At 56.8% G+C, this 24,791-nt stretch carries 25 protein-coding genes; 20 read left to right on the top strand and 5 right to left on the bottom strand.

All coding sequences use genetic code 11. The annotated features are described in order from the left end of the window. The first annotated feature begins 55 nt into the window (after window positions 1-55). The 7 genes from acnB (at window position 56) to ACZYTD_RS01700 (ending at window position 8,546) form a co-directional block, all read left to right on the top strand. Window positions 56-2,653, top strand: coding sequence for a bifunctional aconitate hydratase 2/2-methylisocitrate dehydratase (acnB, locus tag ACZYTD_RS01730; protein ID WP_463888351.1), 2,598 nt, complete (start codon window positions 56-58; stop codon window positions 2,651-2,653). Window positions 2,654-2,764: 111 nt separating this feature from the next. Then, the gene (locus tag ACZYTD_RS01725; RefSeq protein ID WP_463888348.1) at window positions 2,765-3,139 is read left to right on the top strand and encodes a YacL family protein; all 375 of its coding nucleotides are present in this window, start codon (window positions 2,765-2,767) and stop codon (window positions 3,137-3,139) included. Window positions 3,140-3,351: 212 nt separating this feature from the next. Further along, entirely contained in the window at window positions 3,352-3,690 is a 339-nt protein-coding gene (locus tag ACZYTD_RS01720) for a P-II family nitrogen regulator (RefSeq protein ID WP_463888345.1), read from the top strand. 165 nt (window positions 3,691-3,855) lie between these two features. Next, the gene (locus ACZYTD_RS01715) at window positions 3,856-4,860 is read left to right on the top strand and encodes a Fe(3+) ABC transporter substrate-binding protein (RefSeq protein ID WP_463888342.1); all 1,005 of its coding nucleotides are present in this window, start codon (window positions 3,856-3,858) and stop codon (window positions 4,858-4,860) included. 38 nt (window positions 4,861-4,898) lie between these two features. Further along, window positions 4,899-6,518 (top strand): ABC transporter permease, encoded by a 1,620-nt coding sequence (locus ACZYTD_RS01710; RefSeq protein ID WP_463888339.1) that lies wholly within the window; start codon window positions 4,899-4,901, stop codon window positions 6,516-6,518. Continuing rightward, complete coding sequence (locus ACZYTD_RS01705; protein WP_463888336.1) at window positions 6,515-7,573, top strand: ABC transporter ATP-binding protein; 1,059 nt, start codon at window positions 6,515-6,517, stop codon at window positions 7,571-7,573. The genes ACZYTD_RS01710 and ACZYTD_RS01705 overlap by 4 nt, the downstream gene beginning before the upstream one ends. 61 nt (window positions 7,574-7,634) lie before the next feature. Next, on the top strand, window positions 7,635-8,546 hold the full coding sequence (locus ACZYTD_RS01700) for a Dyp-type peroxidase (protein WP_463888333.1): 912 nt from the start codon (window positions 7,635-7,637) through the stop codon (window positions 8,544-8,546). A 72-nt stretch (window positions 8,547-8,618) separates the two neighbouring features. Here the strand turns inward: ACZYTD_RS01700 and argR are convergent, their stop codons facing one another. Next, entirely contained in the window at window positions 8,619-9,089 is a 471-nt protein-coding gene (gene argR / locus ACZYTD_RS01695) for a transcriptional regulator ArgR (RefSeq protein WP_463888331.1), read from the bottom strand. Window positions 9,090-9,252: 163 nt separating this feature from the next. On the opposite strand from argR, the gene ACZYTD_RS01690 reads away from it, so the two are divergent. The 6 genes from ACZYTD_RS01690 to ACZYTD_RS01665 all read left to right on the top strand — a co-directional run bounded on the left by ACZYTD_RS01690 (window position 9,253) and on the right by ACZYTD_RS01665 (window position 14,163). Continuing rightward, on the top strand, window positions 9,253-9,993 hold the full coding sequence (locus ACZYTD_RS01690; RefSeq protein WP_463888328.1) for an ATP-binding cassette domain-containing protein: 741 nt from the start codon (window positions 9,253-9,255) through the stop codon (window positions 9,991-9,993). A 25-nt stretch (window positions 9,994-10,018) separates the two neighbouring features. After that, window positions 10,019-10,756 (top strand): transporter substrate-binding domain-containing protein, encoded by a 738-nt coding sequence (locus ACZYTD_RS01685; RefSeq protein ID WP_463888325.1) that lies wholly within the window; start codon window positions 10,019-10,021, stop codon window positions 10,754-10,756. Then, window positions 10,756-11,415: an arginine ABC transporter permease ArtQ gene (gene artQ, locus ACZYTD_RS01680; protein WP_463888322.1), complete on the top strand. Its 660-nt coding sequence runs from the start codon at window positions 10,756-10,758 to the stop codon at window positions 11,413-11,415. The genes ACZYTD_RS01685 and artQ overlap by 1 nt, the downstream gene beginning before the upstream one ends. Before the next feature lie 2 nt (window positions 11,416-11,417). After that, complete coding sequence (gene artM, locus ACZYTD_RS01675; RefSeq protein WP_463888320.1) at window positions 11,418-12,083, top strand: arginine ABC transporter permease ArtM; 666 nt, start codon at window positions 11,418-11,420, stop codon at window positions 12,081-12,083. 182 nt (window positions 12,084-12,265) lie between these two features. Next, on the top strand, window positions 12,266-13,204 hold the full coding sequence (gene mdh / locus ACZYTD_RS01670; RefSeq protein ID WP_463888317.1) for a malate dehydrogenase: 939 nt from the start codon (window positions 12,266-12,268) through the stop codon (window positions 13,202-13,204). 149 nt (window positions 13,205-13,353) lie between these two features. Beyond that, window positions 13,354-14,163, top strand: a complete 810-nt coding sequence (locus ACZYTD_RS01665) for a tetratricopeptide repeat protein (RefSeq protein ID WP_463888314.1) — start codon at window positions 13,354-13,356, stop codon at window positions 14,161-14,163. Here the strand turns inward: ACZYTD_RS01665 and ACZYTD_RS01660 are convergent. Together ACZYTD_RS01660 and ACZYTD_RS01655 are read right to left on the bottom strand one after the other, a co-directional pair. After that, entirely contained in the window at window positions 14,160-15,470 is a 1,311-nt protein-coding gene (locus tag ACZYTD_RS01660) for an HlyC/CorC family transporter (RefSeq protein WP_463888311.1), read from the bottom strand. The genes ACZYTD_RS01665 and ACZYTD_RS01660 overlap by 4 nt on opposite strands. Before the next feature lie 30 nt (window positions 15,471-15,500). Continuing rightward, on the bottom strand, window positions 15,501-16,289 hold the full coding sequence (locus tag ACZYTD_RS01655) for a cytochrome C assembly family protein (protein ID WP_463888308.1): 789 nt from the start codon (window positions 16,287-16,289) through the stop codon (window positions 15,501-15,503). A gap of 143 nt (window positions 16,290-16,432) precedes the next feature. On the opposite strand from ACZYTD_RS01655, the gene ffh reads away from it, so the two are divergent. The 5 genes from ffh to rplS all read left to right on the top strand — a co-directional run bounded on the left by ffh (window position 16,433) and on the right by rplS (window position 19,949). After that, a complete protein-coding gene (gene ffh / locus ACZYTD_RS01650; RefSeq protein ID WP_463888305.1) occupies window positions 16,433-17,806 on the top strand; it encodes a signal recognition particle protein in 1,374 nt (457 codons plus the stop codon). Between the two features lie 181 nt (window positions 17,807-17,987). Next, complete coding sequence (gene rpsP / locus ACZYTD_RS01645) at window positions 17,988-18,236, top strand: 30S ribosomal protein S16 (protein WP_463888302.1); 249 nt, start codon at window positions 17,988-17,990, stop codon at window positions 18,234-18,236. Between the two features lie 26 nt (window positions 18,237-18,262). Further along, entirely contained in the window at window positions 18,263-18,784 is a 522-nt protein-coding gene (rimM, locus tag ACZYTD_RS01640) for a ribosome maturation factor RimM (protein WP_463888300.1), read from the top strand. 35 nt (window positions 18,785-18,819) lie between these two features. Next, window positions 18,820-19,569, top strand: coding sequence for a tRNA (guanosine(37)-N1)-methyltransferase TrmD (trmD, locus tag ACZYTD_RS01635; protein ID WP_463888298.1), 750 nt, complete (start codon window positions 18,820-18,822; stop codon window positions 19,567-19,569). A gap of 32 nt (window positions 19,570-19,601) precedes the next feature. After that, a complete protein-coding gene (gene rplS / locus ACZYTD_RS01630; protein ID WP_463888296.1) occupies window positions 19,602-19,949 on the top strand; it encodes a 50S ribosomal protein L19 in 348 nt (115 codons plus the stop codon). 63 nt (window positions 19,950-20,012) lie between these two features. On the opposite strand, the gene ACZYTD_RS01625 is transcribed toward rplS, so the two are convergent. Together ACZYTD_RS01625 and mutH are read right to left on the bottom strand one after the other, a co-directional pair. Then, on the bottom strand, window positions 20,013-20,336 hold the full coding sequence (locus tag ACZYTD_RS01625) for an isoamylase early set domain-containing protein (protein WP_463888294.1): 324 nt from the start codon (window positions 20,334-20,336) through the stop codon (window positions 20,013-20,015). Between the two features lie 133 nt (window positions 20,337-20,469). Further along, a complete protein-coding gene (mutH, locus tag ACZYTD_RS01620; RefSeq protein WP_463888292.1) occupies window positions 20,470-21,156 on the bottom strand; it encodes a DNA mismatch repair endonuclease MutH in 687 nt (228 codons plus the stop codon). A 694-nt stretch (window positions 21,157-21,850) separates the two neighbouring features. On the opposite strand from mutH, the gene rppH reads away from it, so the two are divergent. Both rppH and ptsP read left to right on the top strand, forming a co-directional pair. Beyond that, window positions 21,851-22,369 (top strand): RNA pyrophosphohydrolase, encoded by a 519-nt coding sequence (gene rppH, locus ACZYTD_RS01615; protein WP_463888289.1) that lies wholly within the window; start codon window positions 21,851-21,853, stop codon window positions 22,367-22,369. Between the two features lie 11 nt (window positions 22,370-22,380). Further along, window positions 22,381-24,666 (top strand): phosphoenolpyruvate--protein phosphotransferase, encoded by a 2,286-nt coding sequence (ptsP, locus tag ACZYTD_RS01610; protein ID WP_463888287.1) that lies wholly within the window; start codon window positions 22,381-22,383, stop codon window positions 24,664-24,666. The last annotated feature ends 125 nt before the right edge of the window (window positions 24,667-24,791 follow it).

Raw genomic sequence — 24,791 nt, 5'->3', positions numbered from 1 at the left:
CAGGTCACGGAAGCGTGTCGCAAACAACGACCAACCTCGTTTATAGGAGTCCACAGTGCTAGAGAGCTATCGTCAACACCTTGCCGAGCGTGCCGCCCAAGGCATCGCGCCCAAGCCACTGAGTGCTGACCAGGTTGCAGGCCTGGTCGAGCTGTTGAAGAGCCCCCCGGCCGGGGAGGATGCGGTACTGCTGGATCTGTTGGCCAATCGCATTCCGCCGGGAGTGGATGAGGCCGCTTATGTGAAGGCGGGGTTCCTGGCTGCCGTGGCCAAGGGTGAAGCTCACTCTGCCGTGGTTAGTGCCGAACAGGCGGTCGAACTGTTGGGCACCATGCAGGGCGGCTACAACATTCAGCCGCTCATCGACCTGCTGGATGATGCCAAGCTGGCCCCCATTGCCACCAAGGCGCTCTCCCATACCCTGCTGCTGTTTGACTCCTTTCACGATGTGCAAGAGAAGCTCAAGGCCGGTAACGCCTATGCCAAGCAGGTGATGGACGCCTGGGCCAATGCCGAGTGGTATCTCTCCCGTCCCAAGCTGGCCGAGAAGATCTCTTTGACCGTCTTCAAGGTGAGTGGCGAAACCAACACCGACGATCTCTCGCCGGCCCAGGATGCCTGGTCACGCCCGGATATCCCGTTGCACGCCCTGGCTATGCTGAAAAACAGCCGTCCTGGCATCGAAGCCGATCAGGAAGGGGCGGTTGGTCCCATCAAGACCCTGGATGCCTTGAAGGCCAAGGGTTTCCCGCTGGTCTATGTGGGGGATGTGGTCGGTACCGGCTCCTCGCGCAAGTCGGCCACCAACTCAGTGCTCTGGTTCATGGGTGACGATATCCCCAATGTGCCCAACAAGCGTGCCGGTGGTTTCGTGCTGGGTGGCAAGATTGCCCCCATCTTCTTCAACACCATGGAAGATGCCGGTGCCCTGCCCATCGAGCTGGATGTCAGCAAGATGAATACCGGCGATGTCATCGACATCTATGTCTACGAAGGCAAGGTGACCCGTCATGGCAGCGACGAGGTGATCGCCACCTTCACCCTCAAGACAGAGGTGTTGCTGGATGAAGTGCGTGCCGGTGGCCGTATTCCGCTCATCGTCGGCCGAGGTCTCACCGACAAGGCGCGCGAAGCCCTGGGCTTGCCCTTCTCTACCGTATTTAACCGTCCGCAGCCGGTGGCCGATACCGGCAAGGGCTACACGCTAGCCCAGAAGATGGTGGGCAAGGCGTGTGGCGCGGTGGGTATCCGCCCAGGTACCTACTGTGAGCCCAAGATGACCACGGTCGGCTCTCAGGACACCACGGGTCCCATGACCCGCGATGAGTTGAAGGATCTGGCCTGCCTCGGCTTCTCTGCCGATCTGGTGATGCAATCCTTCTGTCACACCGCCGCCTATCCCAAGCCGGTGGATGTGCAGACTCACCATACCCTGCCCGATTTCATCATGAACCGTGGCGGTGTGGCTCTGCGTCCTGGTGATGGTGTCATCCACAGCTGGCTCAACCGCATGCTGTTGCCGGATACAGTCGGTACCGGTGGTGACTCCCACACCCGTTTCCCCATCGGTGTCTCCTTCCCAGCGGGCTCAGGTCTGGTGGCCTTTGCCGCTGCCACTGGCGTCATGCCGCTGGATATGCCGGAATCGGTACTGGTGCGCTTCAAGGGCTCCATGCAGCCTGGCATCACGCTGCGGGATCTGGTCCATGCCATACCCTATCAGGCCATCCAGATGGGGCTGCTCACCGTCGAGAAAGCGGGCAAGAAGAACATCTTCTCCGGCCGCATCCTGGAGATCGAAGGGCTGCCAGAGCTCAAAGTCGAGCAGGCATTCGAGCTGGCCGATGCCAGTGCCGAACGCTCTGCCGCAGGTTGTACCATCAAGCTGGATGAGGCACCGATCGCCGAGTACCTGAAGTCCAACATCGTGATGCTCAAGTGGATGCTTTCCGAAGGGTATGGCGATGTGCGTACCATAGAGCGCCGCATCCAGGGCATGGAAGCCTGGCTGGCCAAGCCTGAGCTGATGAGTGCCGATGCCGACGCCGAGTATGCCGCCATCATCGAGATCGATCTGGACAGCATCAAGGAGCCCATCCTCTGTGCGCCGAATGATCCGGACGATGCCCGTCTGCTCTCCAGCGTGGCAGGTGCCAAGATCGATGAGGTCTTCATTGGTTCCTGCATGACCAATATCGGCCACTTCCGTGCCGCCGGTAAGCTGCTCAACCAGTTCAAGGGACAGCTGGCGACCCGTCTGTGGATCGCGCCGCCGACCAAGATGGACCGGGATCAGCTCACCGAAGAGGGGTACTACGGCATCTTCGGTCGCGTCGGTGCCCGCATCGAGATCCCGGGTTGTTCACTCTGCATGGGTAACCAGGCCCGTGTTGGCGACAACACCACGGTCGTCTCCACCTCGACCCGTAACTTCCCGAACCGTCTGGGGCAGGGCGCCAATGTCTATCTGGCCTCCGCCGAACTCTCGGCCGTGGCGGCGATCCTGGGTCGCATTCCCAGCGTTGAGGAGTATCAGGGGTATGCCCGCGAGCTGGAAACGCTGGCGGCCGATGTCTATCGCTATCTGAACTTCAACGAGATTGCCAGCTACACCGACAAGGCTGAAAAGGTGATACTGCAGGTTCAGGCCTGATAGTTCCCTGCAGAGCACAACGGGGCGAGACTAGAGTCTCGCCCCGTTTTTTATGGGTCTTTAGGTCTAGAATGAAGAGTAAGAGTACCGGCATATTTTAGGGGTAATGCTATGGACTATGAATTTATCCGGGAGCCTGATGGGCGTTTGAAGGCCTATCTCTCCATGGGGCATGAGGCTGTGGGTCACTGGCTCAATGATGAGATGGGTAGCCAGCTATCACTGATGCAGGAGGTATTGGCCGATATCGATGCCTTACAACGGGGTGAGCAGGAGACTATTTCTCGCCATGGCGCCGTCTACAGCCTGCATCTGAGCGATGAGGAGGCCGAGGTGGCGGCCAATGTGGTGCAATTTGAGTTTGCCGATGATCTTGAGCCGGACATGGCCTACTACGATGATGAGCAGATGGCGGGGTGTGGCTTGGAGGATTTCCAACGGTTGTTATTGGCTTGGCACGATTTTGTGCGTGCCGAACAGGCGTAAACGGTGGGGGGTGTCGGGAGTATAGCTATGCACCATTTTGGCGCCCTTCCTGGTGACAAGTTATCGAGTGTTGCACCATAAAGAACGAGTCATGGTCTCTTCTTTTCAACTTATTTAGTTAACGCATTGATATTAAATGACTTTAACATTATGGCACAGACATTGAATTAGATAGTCAAACCCAATATCAACCAGGGAGTGGGAGACAAGGTATGAAGCTTATCAGTGCAATCATCAAACCCTTCAAGCTGGATGACGTTCGTGAGGCTGTAGCGGCCCTGGGCGTTGACGGCATGACGGTATCAGAAGTGAAGGGCTTTGGCCGCCAGAAGGGTCACACCGAACTCTACCGTGGTGCCGAGTATCAGGTTGATTTCCTGCCCAAGGTCAAGCTGGAGATCGCCACCGCCACCGAGAACGTGGAAAGCATCATCGAAGCCATCTGCAAGGCGGCTTATACCGGCAAGATCGGTGATGGTAAGATCTTTGTGTACGATCTGGCCCACGTGGTGCGGATCCGTACCGGTGAAGTGGATGGCGAAGCCATCTGATCACCCCAGGGTGTTCACCCCGATAGGATAGCCCCTGTCATTTCATTATCTGTTCATCTGTATTTGAGGCCCATTGGGTCTCTTTTTTTTATTTGGCTTGAAGAAGTAAATGCGAATAACTATCATTGCCTTGGTGGGTTTTTTCTGTGGCGATGGAGAGTGCATATGAGTTGGCGTCATCTGGTGAGTTTTACCCTGTTGTTGGGCTTTCAGGCGCAGGCGGCTGAGGAGATCAATGTCTATTCGGCACGTCAGGCGCATTTGATTGAACCTATAGTGCAGCAATTTACCCAGCAAAGCGGTATCAAGGTCAATCTGGTCTATGCCGAAGATGGCCTGGTTGAGCGACTCAAGCGCGAAGGGCGGTTAACACCCGCCGATCTGGTTTTGACTGTGGATATCAGTCGCCTGATGGAGCTGGTAGATGGCGATCTGGTACAGCCAGTGTCAAGCCCCGTACTGGAACAGGCGATCCCCGCCCAGTATCGTGATGAGCAAGGTCGCTGGTTTGCCCTCACCACCCGGGTTCGCAACATCTATAGCAGCAAGGAGCGTGTGGGGCAGCTTGGGGCCATTCGTTACGAAGATCTGGCCGATGCCAAGTACAAGGGGCGTATCTGCACCCGCAGCGGCAAGCATCCCTACAATGTGGCACTGGTCGCTTCTCTGTTGGCTCATCAGGGCGAGGCCAAAACCCGTCAATGGCTGGAGGGCGTCAAGGCCAACCTGGCTCGCAAACCGCAGGGCAATGACAGGGATCAGGTGAAGGCGATCAAGGAGGGGATCTGCGATCTGTCGTTGGGTAACAGTTACTACTACGGCAACATGCTCGAGGATGCGACCCAGAAGAGTTGGGCTGAGGCTGTCTATCTCAATTTCCCCAATCAGGCGGATAGAGGGGTGCACGTCAATGTCAGTGGCGTCGTGATGACCAAGCATGCCAAGCACCCAGCTGCCGCGCAACGGTTGATGGAGTATCTGGCCGGAGATCAGGCCCAGCGTCTCTATGCCGAGCTCAATAAGGAGTATCCGGTCAAGCCTGGCGTTGCCTGGTCGCCTCTGGTCACCTCCTGGGGCCAATTCCGGGCCGATAGCCTCTCTCTTTCCGAGATCGCCAAGCATAGGCGTCAGGCGTTGACCCTGCTGGATGAGGTGAAATTCGATCTCTAACACTCTAGCTAAAGCAGTTTAAGGGGCGAGCGAGCAGTATGAGAGCCTCACTCTGGATAGTAAGCAGCAGGGGTATCGCCCTGCTGCTCTGTTTACCCATAATGGCCTTGTTGGTGGAGGCCTGCCTGTCATCCACGGATCTGCTGGCTCATCTGTGGGCAACAGTACTACCTACTTATCTGCTCAATTCCATCGGGCTGGTGTGTGGCACGCTATTGCTCTGCCTCCTGCTGGGGGCGCCAGCGGGCTGGTTGATGGCGCGCTGTCAGCTACCCGGGCAACGCTGGCTCAATTGGGCGCTGGTCTTACCCTTGGCCATGCCGGGTTACCTGGTTGCCTATGTCTATACCGATCTGCTCGATTATGCCGGCTGGGCACAGGTGAGTCTGCGTCAGCTCTTTGGCTGGCAGCAGCCCGGTGACTACTATTTTCCGGCTATCCGCTCCCTGGGGGGCGCCGTGGTCGTCTTGTCCCTGGTGCTCTATCCCTATGTCTACCTGTTGTCCCGAGCCGGATTTGGCGAGCTGGCGCCACAGCTTATCGAGAGTGCCCGCATGCAGGGCTATGGTCGCTGGCGTCGCTGGTGGCATCTGGAACTTCCTCTGGTGCGTCCCGCCATTGCCGTGGGGCTCTCTTTAGTCGCCATGGAGACGCTGGCCGACTTTGGTACGGTCGCCTATTTTGCCGTGCCAACCCTGACCACGGCGGTCAATGATGTGTGGCTGGGTTACGGTGATCTGGGGGCGGCCGCCCAGATCTCGCTGGGGCTACTGGCGTGTGTCTTGCTGATCTTGCTGATGGAACGCGTGAGTCGAGGTCGGCAGCAGCGTTATCAACGGCAGAGTCTGCTGCAGCCTGGCACCGCGCAGGTGCTGGGGCCGATTGCGCGCGTGGTCGCCGTGGGTTATCTGTTGATGCTGATCCTGCTGGGTTTTCTACTCCCCTGTATGGTGCTGCTGCACTATGCCGGGCAAGTCTGGGGCGGCGCCTGGCCCCCCGGTTTATGGGATGCCAGCCTCAATAGCTTGATGGTGGCGGGATGGGCGGCGCTGGTGGCCAGCATGCTGGCGCTCCTGATCCTCTTTGCCCAACGCCTGAACCCGAGATTGGCCTGGCCAAGGCAGTGGGCTGGAATGGGTTACGCCATGCCCGGTACCGTCCTGGCTATAGGGATCCTGATCCCCCTCACCGCCACGGATTTCGCTCTTAACGACCTGCTCGCCAGCTTGGGGTTGGCTGAGCCCGGGCTTATCTTGACGGGCTCCCTGTTTGCGCTGATCACTGCCTATGTGGTGCGTTTTATCGCCATGGCTCTGGGGGCGATCGAAAGCAGTTATGGTCGCATCTCGCCATCTCTGGATATGGCCAGCCGCACACTGGGCCATGCCCCAGGCAGCCTGTTATGGCGAGTTCATCTGCCGTTGTTGCGGCGGGGGGCCTTGACCGGGGCCCTGCTCATCTTCATTGAGGCCATGAAGGAGTTGCCAGCCGCATTGATGCTGCGCCCATTTAACTATGAAACCCTGGCCACGCTGGTTTATCAGTACGTTAAAACGGAGCAGTTGGCTGAGGGCGCGTGGCCTGCCCTGCTGATCGTGCTGGTTGGTCTTTTACCCTTGCTGTTTATGAATCACTACCTTGGGGAGCGGAAATCATGAGTGCCTTGAAAATCGATGATCTTCATTGCCAGCACCAGCAGCAGGCTGTCTTGTCCGGGGTGTCATTAACCGTGGAAGAGAACGAGATCCTCTGTCTACTGGGCGCCAGTGGGGGTGGCAAGACCACGTTGCTGCGGGCCATAGCAGGCTTGATGCCGGTATCGCGAGGCGCACTCTGGCTTCGTGGGCGACAGGTGGAAGGGGGCGGCATCAGCGCACCGGCCGAGCAGCGTGAGACAGGGTTTATTTTCCAGGACTATGCGCTGTTTCCTCATCTGACGGTGGAGCAGAATCTGGCGTTTGCGCTGCGTCCACTCCGGCTCGCCGTGGCGCAGCAGAGGCAACGCATCCAGGAGATGCTGAGTATGGTCTCTTTGGATGGCCTGGCTCAGCGTTATCCTCATGAGCTGTCAGGCGGGCAGCAGCAGCGGGTGGCGATCGCCCGGGCGCTGGTGTGCCGTCCGCAACTCCTGCTGCTGGATGAGCCCTTCTCCAATATCGACGCCCAGGTGCGCTGGACCCTGATCCGCGAGATCCGCACCTTGCTCAAGAGCCTGAATATGGCGGCAGTCTTTGTCACGCACAGCAAGGAGGAGGCGTTTGCCTTTGCGGATCGCCTGGCCTTACTGGAGAAGGGGCGGGTGGTGCAGATCGGTACCCCGAAACAGCTCTATCATCAACCGGCGAGTCCTTATGTGGCCGAGTTTCTTGGGCAGGGCAACCTGGTGCCTTGTGACTGGTTGGCCGCGGGGCATCTGGCCTCTGCCTTGGGGGATATTCGGGTAGCGGGTGATCCTGCTGCTTGCCCGGAACCCTTGCTCTTTGTGCGCCCGCAGTTACTGGCCGTGTCACAGGGTGGGCCGGGGGCGCTGCTGGAGCAGCAGTTTCTCGGTAGCCATGTGCGCTGTCTTATCGATTGGTACGGGGAGCGGTATGAGGCCTGGCATCATGAGTGGCTCACTGAGCCAGAGCAGGGTGTATCGCTGGCGTTGCGTCCTCATGCGCCTGTGCTCTTTTCCCGCTCACACTGGCAGCAGTCCAGGGTGATAGCGTGATACTCCTTGCAGATAAATGGCTTATAGTGAAGCCATGACGTTCTGAAAAGGAGATCGCAACATGTTCCACCCGCAACCGGGTATCTGTGCCGAGCCCAATCTGCATGCCAGCTATTTGATGTTTGACATAGAGCCGCAATCCGAGTCTGTGGTCAGGTCCGCCCTGGCTCAATTCCCTGCGCTCTGTAGCGAGTTGGCGCTCGCTTTTCCCGATGCTCAGTTCACTGGTGTGGTAGCCATCGGGGTCGAGTGCTGGCCGCGCCTGTATGGGGCGGCTCCTGCCGAGCTGCAGCCCTTTCCCACCTTCGGTGCCGAGGGGCAGCAGGCCCCTGCCACGCCCTTTGATCTCTTCTTTCAACTGCGTGGCGATAGAGTAGATCTGCTCCATTTGGCTGGGCAGCGGTTGATGGCTCTGCTAGCGGGGGCTGTGGTGTTGCGCGAAGAGGTCAAGGGCTTCCGCTTTCTCGACTCACGGGATCTCACCGGTTTTGTCGATGGTACCGAGAATCCACAAGGGGAGCACAGGGCCGAGGTGGCCTTGGTAGCCGAAGGGCCGTTTGCCGGGGGCAGCTATCTGCATCTGCAGCGTTTTGTCCACAACATGGCCCAGTGGCAGCGATTGTCACTGCAGGAGCAGGAGGACACTATCGGCCGTACCAAGGTGGAAAATATCGAGTATGCCTCGGTGGCCAAGCCCCTCACCAGCCATATCAAGCGGGTCAATATCAAGGATAGCCAGGGCCGGGGCAAGGAGATCTTGCGTCAATCCATGCCCTGGGGAACCTTGGAGCAGCAGGGGCTCTTCTTCTTGAGTTTCTGCCATACGCCAAGCCACTTCGTCGATATGCTCAGGAGCATGTATGAGGGGGATGGCGCGGGTCATTTCGACCACCTGTTACGGCATACGCGAGCGGTAACTGGCGCCGCCTTCTTCGCGCCTGCCATCGAGTTTTTGCAGCAGCAAGGGCGATAAGCTCTTCGTTGCGGTCATAAAAAAAGCCAGTCGGTTGCCCCGACTGGCTTTTTTTGTCGATAGGTCACGGGGTTAGCCCTGATGTTCAAACAGCTCCAGCACCGAATCGTACAGTTCATCGATATCGGTTTCGGCTGTGGGGGTGATGAAGATGGTGTCATCACCGGCTATGGTGCCGAGTATCCCCTCAGCCTTGCCAAGTGAGTCCAGCATGCGGGCAATGAGCTGGGCCGCTCCTGGACTGGTGTGGATCACCAGCAGGAAGCCATTATGGTCCACATCCAGCACCAGATTCTTCAGCGGGCTGTTGATGGTCGGCACGCCCAGCTCCACCGGCAGGCAGTAGACCATATCCATCTTGGCATTGCGGGTGCGCACGGCGCCAAACCGGCTCAACATCCGTGAGACCTTGGATTGGTTGATATTCTCGTAGCCCATTTCGTGCAGGGCGGTGACAATTTCCGCTTGGGAACCGAAGCGTTCCTCGCGCAGCAGGGCCTTGAAGGCCTTGATCAGTTGTTCCTGTTTTTCGCCGGGCTTCATAGCCAACTAATATTTTGTGTGAAGGGTTTTTAATTTTGCATCCATATGCCTATATTTTCAAGGAATAGCGGAAAACACTGCATATCCATTCACAAATCTCTTGCATTGACTCAGGTGCTGACTAGAATCGGCGCAAAGTATCGAGAAAAGGTATCCGAGGTCTATGGGGATCGAGCTCAAGAGAATCTCTAAATCCTGGCATCAGCAGTCAATCCTGCGTCAGGTCTCATTTCAGTGTGCGGCCGGCGAGACTCTGGTACTGCTGGGGCCCAGCGGAGCCGGCAAGAGTTCCTTGCTGCGCCTGATGAACCTACTGGATATCCCGGATGAGGGCGAGCTCACCGTAGCCGGGGAGCGCTTCGTGTTTCCGGTCGAGGCCGCTACCGGCGATTACCTCCAGCGCACCCAGGCTCTGCGGCGCAAGGTGGGCATGGTGTTCCAACAATACCACCTCTGGCCACACCTGAGTGTGGAGCAGAATCTGCTGGAGGCGCCCATCAAAGTGTTGGGGATGAGCAAGCAGGAAGCCACCGATAAGGCGGGCTATCTGCTCAGTCAGCTAAAGTTACAGGACAAGCGCCATGTCTGGCCTGCCAGCCTCTCTGGTGGCCAGCAGCAGCGGGTGGCCATTGCGCGGGCCTTGATGATGGATCCGGCCGTGCTGCTGTTCGATGAGCCCACCGCGGCACTGGATCCCGAGATCACCAAAGAGGTGGCGGAGATTATCCGCAAGCTGGGTGAGACCGGCATCACCCAGGTGGTGGTGACCCATGAGGTGGAGTTTGCCCGCCGCGTGGCCACTCAACTCATCTACCTCGAACAGGGGGAGATAGTGGAGATGGGGCCGGCCAGCCAGTTTGATCAGCCGCAGACTCAGCGTTTTGCCCAATTTTTACAGCATTAATTACCCAATTTTAAGGATGCTAGACATGACCAAATTCTTCTGTGCCCTGCTGGCCTGCTCTGTGCTGTCAGCCAATGCCATGGCTGCCGAGGTAAAGTTTGCCACCGAGGCTACTTACCCGCCGTTTGAGTTTATGAACGACAAGAACGAGTTTTCAGGTTTTGATGTGGAGCTGGCCCAGGCTATCTGTGCGGCAGCCAAGCTCACGTGCACCTTCAGCAATCAGGCCTTTGACAGCCTGATCCCGAGCCTGAAATTCCGTCGCTTCGATGCCGCCATCGCCGCCATGGATGTCACTGCCGAGCGCGCCAAGCAGGTGGACTTCACCAACATCTACTACGTCAACTCGGCTGTTTTCGTGGCGCCTGAAGGTAAGTTCAGCGATGCGGCCCAGCTCAAAGAGAAGAATATCGGAGTGCAGAATGGCACCTCACACCAATCCTATCTGCTGGAGCAGTTGAAGGATAAGGCGGTGAAGGCGGTGCCTTATGCCAGTTATCAGAATGCGCTGATGGATTTGACCAGCGGGCGGGTGGATGCGGTGTTTGCCGATACCGCCGTGGCCGCCGAGTGGCTGAAGAGCCATCCAGGCTACCAGATGGTGGGTAAGCCGGTGACCGATGCCAAGTACTTTGGTGCGGGCTTTGCCATCGCCGTCAACAAGGGCAACAAGGCCTTGCTCGATAGCTTGAATCAGGGGCTGGCGGCCATCAAGGCTGACGGCAGCTACCAGAAGCTCTACGACAAGTACTTCACTAAATAATGATCACTCTGTTACTGGACGCGGCCCTGATGACCTTGGGGCTGGCCTTGGTCTCCTTGCTCTGCGGCTTGGGGTTGGCACTGCTGCTCAGCGCCGCCGAGCTCTCCCGCTTTGTCTGGCTGCGCTGGCCCGTCGTTACCCTGACCACCCTGATCCGCAGCTTGCCTGAGATCCTGGTCGTGCTCTTCATCTACTTCGGCTCGACCCAGGTGCTGTTTCTGCTGACCGGTGAGTATGTGGAGATGAGCCCCTTCTGGTGTGGGGTGCTGGCCCTGGCTCTGCTCTTTGCCTCTTATGGTACCCAGACTCTGCGGGCGGCGCTCAAGGCTGTACCCAAAGGGCAACGGCAGGCGGCTCAGGCGCTGGGGCTGCCTGCTGGTCATATCTTTTTACGCATCATTCTGCCTCAGGCCTGGCGCCATGCCCTGCCTGGGCTGGGTAACCAGTGGCTGGTGCTACTCAAGGATACGGCGTTGGTCTCACTCATCGGCGTCAATGATCTGATGCGCCAATCTCAACTGGCGGTGGCCAGCCCAACCAGTGGCCATGGCCCTTTCACCTGGTATGCCATTGCGGCCCTGATCTACCTGGTTATTACCCTGGTCAGCGGCTGGGTGTTGCAGCGAGCGCGGCAGCGCAGTTATCGGTATGGAGGGTGAGCATGGCCTATCTGTCTGAACTATTGACCGGCTTGGCGACCACACTGGAGCTGACACTGATGAGCCTGTTGTTGGGCGGCTTGCTGGCTCTGCTGTTGACCTGGATCCTGGATCGTCGGGTACCGGTAGCACGTCAGTTGGTGGAGTGCTTCCTGGTGCTGTTCACCGGTACGCCGCTGCTGGTACAGATCTTTCTCATCTATTACGGTCCCGCCCAGTTTGATTGGGTGAAAGCGAGCTGGATGTGGGAGCTGCTGAAGCAACCCTGGTTCTGCGCCGTGCTGGCACTGGGCTTCAATACTGCTGCCTACTCTACCCGGCTGTTCAAGGGGGCGCTGGATGCCATTCCGGTGGGAGAAGTGCTGGCTTGCCGTGCCTTGGGGATGTCCAACTGGCAGACCCTGAGCATCAAACTGCGCCATGCCATGCGGCGAGTGGTGCCAGGTTACTCCAATGAAGTGATCCTGGTTTTGAAGGGCAGTTCATTGGCCAGTACCATAACTATCATGGATATTATGGGGATAGCGCAAAGATTGAATGCCCAAACCTATGATACGCTTGGGGTCTTTTGTGTTGCTGGCGCAATTTATCTGCTGATGAATGGTTCGCTGAGCCTGTTGTTCCGTTGGGTGGAGCGAAGGGCACTGGCGTTCGCGCCGTATGAGTGAATACCAAGGGGCCTCGGCCCCTTGTTGCTGTCGGGTGGTCATGCGATTTCGGTGTTTGGGTTGTGCTCCTCTGCTCACAGTTCCAGCATTCTGCTTTGTTGCTCTCGATTGTTTATCCTATGGTAAAAGTGCGCCGTAACATTTTATTTACCTCACCTTTATAAGAACGTTCGGAGCTGACTATGAAAGTTGCCGTTTTAGGGGCGGCCGGTGGTATTGGCCAGTCGCTTTCGCTACTGCTGAAGACGCAGTTGCCACCAGGATTTGAGTTGGCCCTCTACGATTTGGCCCCGGTAACCCCTGGGGTGGCGGTCGATCTTAGCCATATCCCCACCGATGTGGTGGTACACGGTTATACCGGCGATGATCCCTCGGCGGCTTTGCATGGTGCGGATATCGTCATGATACCGGCCGGTGTGGCGCGTAAGCCGGGAATGGATCGTTCCGATCTGTTCAAGTTCAATGCCGGCGTGATCAAGCATCTGGTGCAGCACTGCGCCCGGGAGTGCCCCAAAGCGCTGATCGGTATCATCACCAACCCGGTTAACAGTATCGTGCCCATCGCGGCCGAGGTGCTGAAGCAGGCGGGGGTCTATGATCCGCGTAAACTGTTTGGGGTGACGACTCTGGATGTGATCCGGGCGGAAACCTTCGTGGCTCAGGCTATGAAGAGCCGTTCCGGCTCGATCACTGTGCCGGTGATCGGTGGCCACAGCGGTACCACCATACTGCCGCTCTTCTCCCAGGTGGTGGGACAACATTTTGCCATTGAGCAGCTCAAGGAGATGACGACTCGGGTGCAGAATGCGGGCACCGAAGTGGTCAATGCCAAGGCAGGTGCGGGTTCGGCTACCCTGGCCATGGCGATGGCGGGCCTGCGTTTTTGCCGTTCTCTGGTTCATGCTAAACAGGGCGAGCCAGGTATAGTTGAATATGCCTACGTGGAAGGGGGCAGCCCCCACTCCCGTTTCTTCTCCCAGGCGGTACGCCTCGGCGTCGATGGCATAGAGGAAGTGCTGGATTATGGCAATCTGAGCCCCATGGAGCAGGCGGGGCTGGATAGCATGCTGGCGACCCTGCGCGCTGAAATTCAGCTGGGTGTGGATTTCGCCAATCAGTAGGCGGCCAAGCCGGACACTTTCCTAGATCAGGGGCCTTTGGGCCCCTTTTTTCATCCATGCCATGGGATCTTGAGTGTTGACGCAATCTAACCGTGCTGAATGATTCAAGATGTAGCCTACCTAGCCGATATCAGTAGGGGGAGGAGCCTATGAACAGAACTCTGATTTTTTCCATTCTGCTGGGCCTGAGTCTGAGCGCCATGGCCGAAGAGCACATTTTGCCGCCGAGCAAGGATATCTTTGCCGGCCTGGATCAGCCCGCCGCCACAACCGAGGCGGCTGTTGCGCAGCCGACCAAGCCAGCGGTTGACCCGGTGAAACAGGCGGAACGGCAGCAAGCGGCGAGCGCTGCCTCCTCGGCGGTTACCACCTTGACCCAGTTGCCGCCCGCAGTGAGCGGGGGTGTGGTACCGCTGGCCGTCTATACCCAGGAGGAGTTGATCGTCATGATTGACAAGGGGCTCCACCTGCAGCGAGTCAAGCGGGAGGAGTGTCAACTGTCGGCAGACATTGAGGCGCGGGCCAAGGTATTGATGCTGCCCGCCTACCAGTATCTATGGGGGGAGATGTTGACCACGGGTACCTGTGTGGCCAAGGATGCCGAGTTGGGGGTAGAGTTTCTCTCCGGGGCGGCCAATCAGGGCTTCCCGCCTGCTTTGCAAAAGTTGGCGACCTATTACGACAAGGGCATCTATGTGCAGCGGGATAGGCAACAGGCGGCGGTGCTGATGCATGAGGCGGCGGCCCTGGATTATGTGCAGGCGCAGATGGCCTGGGTGGCCATGCTCAATCGCGGTTTGGGTAGCCCCCTCGACTATGAGGAGGCCTACAGTTGGTTGCATCACTCGGTGATCTCCGACCCCAAACAGCATGCGGAGGCAGCGCGTTTATTGCGCCATTTAGCGGCCAGGATGCCAGCCAATGTGGTAGCCAGGGCCAAGAGTTATCGTCTGAACTAATCCAATGGGGTGGCTCTAGAGCGGTGTTTGGGGAGTACAGCGGGGGCGCGTTCGGGGGGGCGGATGTTGGCCAGTTTGACCATATTGTTTTCAATAGAGGCTATTTCGATCTGATAGTCGGCGATCATCAGCTTGCGCCCAACCTGGGGTAGATCCTCCAGATATTCGAGGATCAGACCATTGAGGGTGCGAGGGCCGTCGGTGGAAAAGTCCCAGGCCATCTCCTTGTTGATCTCCCGCAGGTTGGCTGAGCCCTCAATCAGATAACTGCCATCCTCCTGGGCCTGGATCTCCTCCTCGGCCGTGGGTGCCAAGCTAGTGGTGAAGTCCCCCACTATCTCCTCGAGAATATCATCCAATGTGGTGAGACCCCGGATATCGCCATACTCATTCACCACCAGACCGATGCGTTCCTTGTTGCGGCGGAACTTGATGAGCTGCACCCCGAGTGGAGTGCCCTCGGGTATGTAGTAGACCTCATGCACGGTACGCAACAGCGACTCCTTGCAGAATTGATCCTTGGTGAGCAGCCGTAGGGCATCCCGTACATGGATGAAGCCCACCGCATCGTCTAGTGAGTCGCGGTAGAGCAGCACCTTGGTGTGAGGCGTGTGAGTGAGTTGGCGCTGTATGGTCTTCCAATCATCGTTGATGTTGATGGCGTAGATGTCGGCCCGCGGCACCATGATCTCTTCGATGGCGATCTGCTCCAGATCCAGCACCCCCATCAGCATCTCCTGGTGGGAGTGCGACAGGCGGCTGGCGGAGTCGTGGAGTACGCTGCGCAGTTCGTCACTGCTCAAGGACTCATCTCGTGGGCGATGCACCTTGATACCCATGAGCTCCAACATGCCGTTGGCTATGGTGTTGATCAGCCAGACCAGTGGGTAAAACAGCACCATCATGGGGCGTAGCAGTAGGGAGGTGGAGAACGCGACCCGCTCCGGATTCAGGGCCGCCAAGGTTTTGGGGGTCACTTCGGCAAAGATGAGAATGATCAGCGTCAGCAGCGTGGTGGCGATGACAATGCCATATCCGCCAAACAGACGGATGGCCAGCAGGGTGCCGATGGAGCTGGCGAGAATATTGACCAGGTTGTTACCGATCAAGATGAGTCCCAGCAGGCGATCCGGGCGTTGCAGTAGTTTTTGTACTCTTAGGGCACCTCTGTTTTTACTCTTTGCCAGATGGCGCAACTTGTAGCGGTTGAGCGACATCATGCCGGTTTCGGCTGCCGAGAAGAAGGCGGAAACCAGCAAGAGGATGAGCAGGCTGATCAGCAGGGCCTTGGTTGAGATGGTGTCCACGCAGAGGTTCCTATAATACGCTGGGCTGGATTAGCCCAGCAGCACTTCCTGAATGAAGCGGCTGCCAAAATAGGCGAGTACCAACAGCAGACTGCCCAGTAACGACAGGCTGATGAGGCGTTTGCCGCGCCAGCCATGCTGGTAGTGCCCCCACAATAACAAGACATAAACCGACCAGGCCAGCAGGGTCAGGAGCACCTTGTAACGCTGCTCCGGGGCCAGCAGATCTTGCCAGAAAAAGAGGCTGGAGCCGATGGAGAGGGTGAGCAACACCACCCCTAGCAAAATGAGTTGATAGACGCGCTTCTCCACCGTCAGCAGGGGAGGGAGGTGGGGCAAGTTCAGTCGTTTGCGCGCCTTCAGATGGTACTCCAGATAGGCCAACAGCAGGGCAAACAGACTGGCAATCATCAGCAAAGAGAAGGCCAGTAGGGCGAGGCCAATATGCAACAACAGCTCGGGCCTGTGCTCTAGATGCACCACATAGTGGCTGGGGATCAGGGTATTGGCCACCTGTAGCAGGGCCGCGAAGCCATAAGCCACGGGTAACAACAACCAGCCATTGAAACGATGGACTATGAGGCTCATCACCAGACTGATGAGTAGCGAAACAAAAGAGGCCACATTCAGCAGGCTGAGATCCTGGCCTATATCCAACCGAACTATCTCCTGACCCAGGCTGGTGGCGTGCAATGCCATGGCTATCCAACCGCTGCCGAGCAGGGGCCAGAGCGGGGCTTTAGGGGTCAACAGGCGATGCAAAGCCGCCATGCTGGCAACCAGATAGAAGAGCAGAGCGAGCAAGGATGGGATGACCATAGCGTAATCTATTGAATTGACGGTCATTAATGGACTGAGTTCACAGTATATCCCGCTCCCGGCTTTGCTGCCAGCAAGGCTTAAGATCTGGGGACAAGTTGCGGTATACTGGGGGTAATTACGCCAACAGTTTGGATAGCGTCATGTTTGAGAATCTAACCGAGCGTCTGTCGAAGTCGCTGCGCAACATCAGTGGTCGGGGCCGTCTGACCGAAGAGAATATCAAGGATACCCTGCGCGAAGTACGCATGGCGCTACTCGAAGCGGACGTGGCGTTGCCCGTGGTCAAGGAGTTCGTCAATCGGGTCAAGGAGCGTGCCGTCGGTCAGGAGGTCAACAAGAGCCTGAGTCCAGGCCAGGCCTTCATCAAGATAGTACAAAGCGAGTTGGTCAGCGTCATGGGCGAGGCCAATGAGTCGCTGAACCTGGCAACCCAGCCACCGGCCATCCTCTTGATGGCGGGTCTGCAGGGGGCGGGTAAGACCACGTCAGTTGCCAAGCTGGCCAAGTTTCTGAAGGAGCGCCAGAAGAAGAAGGTGTTGGTGGTCAGTACCGACGTCTATCGCCCGGCGGCCATCAAGCAGTTGGAAACCCTGGCTCACGACATTGGGGTCGAATTCTTCCCCAGCAGCACGGAGCAGAAGCCACTGGCGATTGCCGAAGCGGCCATAGACCATGCCCGCAAGCAATTCTTTGATGTGTTGATCGTCGATACCGCCGGTCGTTTGCACGTCGATAGCGAGATGATGGATGAGATCAAGGAACTCCATCAGCGTATCAAGCCCATTGAAACCCTGTTCGTGGTCGATGCCATGACGGGTCAGGATGCGGCCAACACCGCCAAGGCGTTCAGCGAGGCACTGCCCTTGACCGGGGTGATCCTCACCAAGGCCGACGGTGATGCACGCGGTGGGGCGGCCTTGTCGGTACGCCATATCACAGGCTCTCCTATCAAGTTTATCGGTATCGGCGAGAAGACCGACGCCCTGGAGCCCTTCTACCCGGATCGTATCGCCTCACGCATTCTCGGCATGGGTGACGTGCTCTCGCTCATTGAGGAGATGGAGCGTAACGTCGACAAGGAGAAGGCGGCCAAGCTGGCCCAGAAGGTGCAAAAGGGGAAGGGCTTCGATCTGGAAGATTTCCGCGAGCAACTGGTGCAGATGCGTAACATGGGCGGCATGATGGGCATGCTCGACAAGTTGCCCGGTGTGGCAGGCTTGCCCGATGGCGTAAAAGGTCAGCTGGACGATAAATTGACCCATCGCATGGAGGCCATCATCAGCTCCATGACCGCCGCCGAGCGCCGCAATCCCGAAATCATCAAGGGGTCGCGCAAGCGCCGTATTGCCGCAGGCTCGGGTATGCAGATCCAGGATGTGAATCGCCTGCTCAAGCAGTTTGACCAGATGCAGCGCATGATGAAGAAGATCTCCGGCAAGGGCGGTATGCGTAAGTTGATGAGTGGCATGAAGAATATGATGCCACCCGGTGGTTTTGGTCGCGGTCCTTTCTAACGGCCAGTTACCGATCCCCTTCGGCTGGTCAACTCTTGCACAACAAACTCGCCGCTATGGTGGCGAAAAACGGCGGGTTTGGTTGCATTTGCCGCAGATGTAAGTAAAATTACGCGGCTTATTTTAAGCTCGGGTCCGCGTTTCTCGCGGACCTTATTCTTTCAAAGTTAATGAGGACGATATGGTAACCATTCGTTTGCAACGTGGTGGCGCTAAGAAGCGTCCGTTCTACCAAGTAGTTGTGGCTGATGGCCGTTTCGCTCGTGATGGTCGTTTCATCGAGCGCGTTGGCTTCTTCAACCCGATGGCTTCTGGCCAAGCCGAAAAGATCAATCTGGACATGACCCGCATCCAACACTGGATCGGTCAAGGTGCCTGCCTGTCTGATCGTGTTGCCAAGCTGGTTAAAGACGCTTCTAAAGCGGCTTAATGTTCGAATACCGGTAAGGAGCCGAGGTGGATAAACCTGTAGTCATTGGTCGCCTGGGGGCCGTTTACGGCATCAAAGGCTGGCTGAAGGTACACTCCTTCACCGACGATGCCGAGCGCATCTTCGAATACGCCCCCTGGCTGATACAGCAAGGTGGGACGTGGCGTGAAATCCAGATTTCTGGCTGGAAGCGTCACAACAACGGGTTAGTCTGCAAGCTTGACGGTGTCGACTTGCGTGAAGACGCCCAAGCCTTGGCTGGCGTGGATATCGGTGTCATGCCACAACACCTGCCTGATCTGCCCGAAGGGGAATACTACTGGAGTGACCTGATTGGTTGCCAGGTAGCTAACCTCAATGGCTATCAGATGGGCGAAGTGACAGAGCTGATGGAAACCGGCTCCAACGATGTGTTGGTAGTCAAAGCCAAACTGAATGATGCCTATGGAATGAAAGAGCGGTTAATCCCGTATCTGGAAGGGCAGGTCATCAAGAAGGTTGACCTGGCAAGCCGTTCCATAGAAGTCGATTGGGATCCGGATTTTTAATCGCTCCCGTTGTTGGTGTTAATCGGAGGTTCCCTATGTGGATTGGGGTGATCAGCCTCTTCCCGGAGATGTTCCGAGCCATAACCGACTACGGAGTGACGGGCCGGGCCTCAAGGCAAGGCTTGCTGCAGATAGCGTGCTGGACTCCTCGGGATTTCGCCCATGACAAGCATAGGACTGTCGACGACAGACCCTATGGCGGTGGGCCTGGAATGCTGATGATGGTGCAGCCCCTGCGCGATGCGATTCAAGCCGCACGCGATGCAGCGGGTGAGGGAGTCAGAGTCATCTATCTCTCTCCTCAAGGACGCAAGCTCACTCAGGCCGGGGTGGCTGAACTCGCCAGATATCCGAAGTTGATTCTGGTGGCGGGACGCTACGAAGGTATTGATGAGCGCGTGATACAGGCTGATATCGATGAAGAGTGGTCTGTAGGGGATTATGTGTTGAGTGGTGGCGAGTTGCCGGCCATGACCCTGATCGATGCGGTTTCGCGTCTGATCCCCGGGGTTTTGGGCGATATGGCAAGCGCCGAGCAGGACTCCTTTACGGATGGCTTGCTGGATCACCCGCACTACACCCGACCTGAGGTGATGGAAGGATTGGCTGTGCCCCAGGTGTTACTGAGCGGTAACCACGAGAGTGTTCGCACATGGCGCCTACAACAGGCCTTGGGTCGGACTTGGTTACGAAGACCGGAACTATTAAATAACCTAGCTCTGACTGACGAGCAAGAGAGACTTCTTGCCCAGTTTGTTCGTGAACAACGAGACGAACAGCAGTAGAGTTTTCAGTTTATCCTAGGTAGGAAGAGACAATGAGCAAAATTATTCAGCAACTCGAGCAAGAACAACTGCGTTCTGATATCCCGGCTTTTGCCCCGGGCGATACCGTACGTGTACAAGTACGCGTTAAAGAAGGTGGTAAGGAGCGTCTGCAGGCGTTCGAAGGCGTTGTAATCGCCAAGCGTAACCGCGGTCTGCACTCTGCTTTCACCGTTCGCAAGATCTCCAATGGCGAAGGCGTTGAGCGTGTATTCCAGACTCACAGCCCACTGATCTCCAGCGTTGAGCTGAAGCGTCGTGGTGTGGTTCGTCGCGCCAAGCTGTACTACCTGCGCAACCTGACAGGTAAGAAGGCTCGTATCCGCGAAAAGCTCAACTAATAGCCTTAGTTGTTGTAAGAAAAAGGCTCGCCAATGGCGAGCCTTTTTTGTTGCTGCTTCGGTTTATTGCACTACAGAAACCACGGAATTTTCGCCACCAAAGGGGTTAGTGGCATAGCTTTCGGCCTCCCAATCGTTATCAAACACCTCTTGGCCATCAGCCAGAACCAGGCGGAAACGATACTGGTAGTTCTCTTTTTCGTTAGTGGGTAGGTTGACCGTTGCCTTGAAGAGACCGCTCTTCTGCTTCTTCAATTCTACGGGTTCCCATCCGGCAAACTCGCCCAGCAAAAACACCTGGTGTGCCTCCTTGGCTGCATCTTTTGTCACCTCAAAGGTCACCTGGACTTCGGGTTTGGTCTTGAGAAATTTCTTAGTGACAGGCATGTGATCTCCTTGAAAGGTTAAGCCAGTGTCAAAAATTGGCGGGCTGGTGTGGCCTCCACTGAGTATCATAAAACAAAAAAGCAGCAATGTGCCTAGGATTAGTGCAACAATTTAGTTAAAAAATCATCTTGAGCTAAAAAAATCCGAAAGCTTGACGCAGTAGTGCCTGGGTAAAGCCGATCTTTAGATAGAAACCACGGGGCCGGGTTTGGATCAACTCCCCCTTGCGGCCAATGGCCGAGGTCAGGATGCGGCCATGGGCTGCCTTGGGTCTGAGCTGCAGCACTTCGCCGTGGCGCGCCGTGATACGTTCTATTTCGCCTAGGGCGATCAGCTCCATCAACTCCTCCCAGTCTTGACGTAGCTGCCCCTCCTGCTCCGCGCTCGGGCTCCAGATAAAGGGGCTGGCCACTCGGCGTTCTCCCAACGGTATGTCGCGGCTCCCTTCAACCGGTAGCCAGAGCACGCGGGAGAGCTTGTTGCGTACATTGCTCTGCTCCCAGCTCAGCCCCGTGATCCCCAGTAGCGGGGCGACACAGACGAAGGTGGTTTCCAGGGGCTTACCATGAGGATCGATGGGCAGAGTCTTGAGTTCAATGCCCAGTTCCTGAAAGTCCTGCTCCGGCTTGCTGCCCGCTGTGGCCCCCAGATGCCACTCGATAAGCTGGCCGACCCACCCTTTTTCCCGGCGCAAATCACGGGGAATGGTGATGCCCGCCTGGGTAGCCAGTGAGCTGAGTGTCTCTCCGGCGAGCCGTTGGGCACGTTCCATCAGCGCTTGCTCGCTGGTGGGGGGGGTGGGGCGAGAGGGGAGGATCATGGGGCCAGACTCCTGATTGCTGATTTTTTAGACGTTTTTATCACATACAGAACCTGAGGCGGTAGTTGAAAATAGATTATAGTATCTATCTGATATTTATAGTTTTTTATTGAATTTCTTCTGTTGCATTCTGTCGCTATCTCAGGATCTTGGGTTATCCCAATCCATCAACACTCTGGTTCACATACTTATCCACAAAAATACTGAATAACTGTCATGGTCTCTCCGTTTTTTCGCGCAATTAGCAATTTGCTGTGAGTTCGCACAGAAATGTTACCTCTTTGCTACTGAGATCTGGGGCAAGGTTTGTGGATAACCGACCAGTGGTTGAAAAACAGGCAGTGAATTTCTTGCACAAGGATCCTGGGCCAAGATCCTCGGATCTCAAGTGGGATTACAGTGGCATAAACAAGGTTACCATCATGAAAATGAACAATATTTTATATTTTTATACACCGGGCTTTTTAGGGGCGCAGCATGGTTATCAGACACCAACTTGTGCATATACAGAGTTATACAAAAGGATATCCACAGGAACAGTGCGAAAAGTGGGGAAGGTGTGGGGGGGGCTTGTTTATAACTATATAAATTAACATGAGTTATCCCATGGATCGGGGTGCAGTCCTGTTTGCTGCCTTGCGCTGAATGTGAAAAAATCCCTATCAGATAAAGATTAAGATGTGTGGGTGATTGCGTGATTGATGGCGACGGTTTTCGTCCCAATGTAGGAATCGTGATCTGCAATCGCAATGGACAGGTTTTATGGGCCAGACGTTTCGGGCAACACTCTTGGCAATTCCCCCAAGGCGGGGTGGATGATGGCGAAACGCCGGAACAGGCCATGTACCGAGAGTTGTACGAAGAGATAGGCCTAAAACCAGAACATGTTACGATTCTGGCCACTAGCCGTAACTGGTTGAAATATCGGTTACCCAAGCGGCTGATCCGTTGGGATAGCTCGCCCGTGTGTATCGGGCAGAAGCAGAAATGGTTTTTGCTGCGGCTGGATGAGAGCAGTGAATCCTGCATTCAGTTTGGTTGCCATGGGCAACCTGAGTTCGATGATTGGCGCTGGGTGAGTTATTGGTACCCGGTGCGACAGGTCGTCTCTTTCAAACGGGAAGTCTATCGGCGGGTGATGAAGGAGTTTGTCTCCGTCGCTATGCCGTTTCAGGTTAAACGAGAGAATCGGCGAAATAACTATAAGCGATAGGAGGGGAGTCGGTGCTGACAACACTGCGGCAAATCGTGGAAGGGGTGACTCAAGCGGCATCATTATATGATGCGATGCGAGTCTTGGTGTGTCAGACCCGTTCCGCTATGCAGGTCGATTGTTGCTCCGTCTATCTCGCCGAGCCCCAACGTCGTCGTTATCGTCTGGTCGCCACCGAAGGGTTGGCCCAGAGTGCCGTGGGCAAGGTGGCCCTCCCCTTTGATGAGGGTTTGGTCGGTCTAGTCGGGCGCCGTGAGGAGCTCATCAACCTGGCCGATGCCCCTTCGCATCCCAATTTTAAATACCTGCCTGAAGTCGCCGAGGATGAGTTCAACTCCTTCCTCGGCGTGCCCATCATGCAGCAGCGTCAGGTGCTGGGTGTGTTGGTGGTGCAGCAGCGGGACTCCCGTCAGTTCGATGAAGGCGATGAGTCTTTCATGGTGACACTGGCCGCCCAGTTGGCGGCGCGGGTGATCCACGCCGAGATGAAGGGGATACTTCATCAGGCTGAGCCACAATTGCACCGTACCTTGCGCGGTGTGGGCGCTTCTGGCGGTGTGGCCATTGCCCGGGCCTGGGTATGGCAGCCCAAGATGGAGCTGCAACAGGTCGCCATGAAGAAGAGCGATGATCCCGAGTTGCAGCTCGAGTTATTCAATCAGGCCATGTTACAGGTGCAAATGGATTTGGATGCCATGGCGCTGCGTTTTCGTGAGTCGGTGAGCCAGGACTCCATGGCCATCTTCGAGATCTACCAGCATCTGCTGAGCGACCCCGCCTATCTGCAACAGATCGAAGAGGGGATACTCCAGGAGCATTGGAGTGCCGCTTCGGCAGTGCGGCGCACCAGCGAACGCTTCATTGAGCAGTTTGCCACCATGAGTGATGCCTACCTGCGTGAGCGTGCCTTGGATGTGCGCGATGTGGCGCAACGGTTACTGAGCCGTCTGGTTCATAGCCAGATTGACGAGTTTGATTTTGATGAGCCGGTTGTGCTGCTGGCCGAAGAGGTGACCGCCTCCCTGCTGGCCGAGGTGCCGCGGGAGCGCCTGGTCGCCATGATCTCCCTGCGCGGTGCGGTTAACTCCCACGCCTCCATCCTGGCGCGGGCCATGGGGATCCCCGCCGTAATGGGCTTAGAGTTGCCCCTGGCCGAGTTGGATCACCGCCTGTTGGTGGTGGACGGTACCAGTGGTGAGGTGATCATTGAGCCGGCTCCTGCCGTGCTGGATGAGTATCGACAGCTGATGCAGCAGGCCAAGGCCTTCAACGATCTGGTCAGCACCGAGAGTCATCTGGCCGCCGAGACCCTGGATGGCGAGCGGATGTCGGTATTGCTCAATGCCGGACTGAATATGGACTCCGAGAGTGCGGTGCGGGACATGGCCGATGGCATAGGTCTCTATCGCACCGAAATCCCCTTCATGCTGCATGATAGCTTCCCTTCCGAACAGGAGCAGACCAGTCGCTACCGCGAGATCCTGGCCCACTATACGGATCGTCCGGTCTGTATGCGTACCCTGGATATAGGTGGCGACAAGCCGTTGCCCTATTTTCCGATTGTCGAGGACAACCCCTTCCTAGGTTGGCGAGGCATTCGCCTGACCCTGGATCACCCGGAGCTCTTCCTGGCGCAATTGAAAGCCATGCTGCGGGCCAGCGAGCACCATGACAACCTCTCCATCATGTTGCCCATGATCAGCTCGGTGGGGGAGATGCAGGCGGCGCGTCGTCTGCTGGATCAGGCCTGGCTGGAGATCTCCGAAGAGCTGGGACGTAAAGGCAGCAGCATACGTTACCCCATGTTAGGCGCCATGATAGAGGTGCCCGCCATTCTCTACATACTGCCGGAGATGGCCCCCTATGTGGATTTCTGGTCTGTGGGGAGCAACGATCTGACCCAATATCTGTTGGCGGTGGATCGCAATAATGCCCGCGTGGCGGCGCTGTATGATGCCTTTCATCCGGCCGTGATCCGGGTATTGCAGCAACTGGTAAATGAGGCCCATCTTCAGGGCAAACCCATCTCCATCTGTGGTGAACTGGCGGGTGACCCGCTGGGGGTGTTGATCCTGATGGCCATGGGCTATCGTCGCTTTAGCATGAACCTGAATAATATCGCCAAGATCAAGTATGTGATCCGCCGTACTCGCCTGAGCGATCTGACTGCCCTGTTGGAGTTGGGGCTCAAGCAGAATGATTCGGCGGCCCTCAAGGGGCTGTTCGCCGGTTATCTGGAGCAGATTGGTCTCTCCGGCCTGTTGCCGCGGCAACAGCAACTTAATAAACCCAGCTGATCCCCACCGCTTCTCGCGCCTGCTGGTCAGGCGCTTTCGCTTTCCCTACTTTGATGGCCTAGGTAGAATGCTGGCCTGACTTTATTGTGTGCCCGGCAGATAAGCGATTGGCGGGGCGAGGAGAG

The sequence above is a fragment of the Pseudaeromonas sp. HNCC25DJ180 genome (genome assembly GCF_055413345.1).
This window is presented reverse-complemented; position numbering and strand designations above follow the sequence as displayed.

Coding starts and splice junctions, on each gene's coding strand:
- ACZYTD_RS01725 (WP_463888348.1), top strand. CDS start 2,765: ATGGACTATGAATTTATCCGGGAGCCTGATGGGCGTTTGAAGGCCTAT.
- ACZYTD_RS01720 (WP_463888345.1), top strand. CDS start 3,352: ATGAAGCTTATCAGTGCAATCATCAAACCCTTCAAGCTGGATGACGTT.
- ACZYTD_RS01715 (WP_463888342.1), top strand. CDS start 3,856: ATGAGTTGGCGTCATCTGGTGAGTTTTACCCTGTTGTTGGGCTTTCAG.
- ACZYTD_RS01710 (WP_463888339.1), top strand. CDS start 4,899: ATGAGAGCCTCACTCTGGATAGTAAGCAGCAGGGGTATCGCCCTGCTG.
- ACZYTD_RS01705 (WP_463888336.1), top strand. CDS start 6,515: ATGAGTGCCTTGAAAATCGATGATCTTCATTGCCAGCACCAGCAGCAG.
- ACZYTD_RS01700 (WP_463888333.1), top strand. CDS start 7,635: ATGTTCCACCCGCAACCGGGTATCTGTGCCGAGCCCAATCTGCATGCC.
- argR (WP_463888331.1), bottom strand. CDS start 9,089: ATGAAGCCCGGCGAAAAACAGGAACAACTGATCAAGGCCTTCAAGGCC.
- ACZYTD_RS01690 (WP_463888328.1), top strand. CDS start 9,253: ATGGGGATCGAGCTCAAGAGAATCTCTAAATCCTGGCATCAGCAGTCA.
- ACZYTD_RS01685 (WP_463888325.1), top strand. CDS start 10,019: ATGACCAAATTCTTCTGTGCCCTGCTGGCCTGCTCTGTGCTGTCAGCC.
- artQ (WP_463888322.1), top strand. CDS start 10,756: ATGATCACTCTGTTACTGGACGCGGCCCTGATGACCTTGGGGCTGGCC.
- artM (WP_463888320.1), top strand. CDS start 11,418: ATGGCCTATCTGTCTGAACTATTGACCGGCTTGGCGACCACACTGGAG.
- mdh (WP_463888317.1), top strand. CDS start 12,266: ATGAAAGTTGCCGTTTTAGGGGCGGCCGGTGGTATTGGCCAGTCGCTT.
- ACZYTD_RS01665 (WP_463888314.1), top strand. CDS start 13,354: ATGAACAGAACTCTGATTTTTTCCATTCTGCTGGGCCTGAGTCTGAGC.
- ACZYTD_RS01655 (WP_463888308.1), bottom strand. CDS start 16,289: ATGGTCATCCCATCCTTGCTCGCTCTGCTCTTCTATCTGGTTGCCAGC.
- ffh (WP_463888305.1), top strand. CDS start 16,433: ATGTTTGAGAATCTAACCGAGCGTCTGTCGAAGTCGCTGCGCAACATC.
- rpsP (WP_463888302.1), top strand. CDS start 17,988: ATGGTAACCATTCGTTTGCAACGTGGTGGCGCTAAGAAGCGTCCGTTC.
- trmD (WP_463888298.1), top strand. CDS start 18,820: ATGTGGATTGGGGTGATCAGCCTCTTCCCGGAGATGTTCCGAGCCATA.
- rplS (WP_463888296.1), top strand. CDS start 19,602: ATGAGCAAAATTATTCAGCAACTCGAGCAAGAACAACTGCGTTCTGAT.
- ACZYTD_RS01625 (WP_463888294.1), bottom strand. CDS start 20,336: ATGCCTGTCACTAAGAAATTTCTCAAGACCAAACCCGAAGTCCAGGTG.
- mutH (WP_463888292.1), bottom strand. CDS start 21,156: ATGATCCTCCCCTCTCGCCCCACCCCCCCCACCAGCGAGCAAGCGCTG.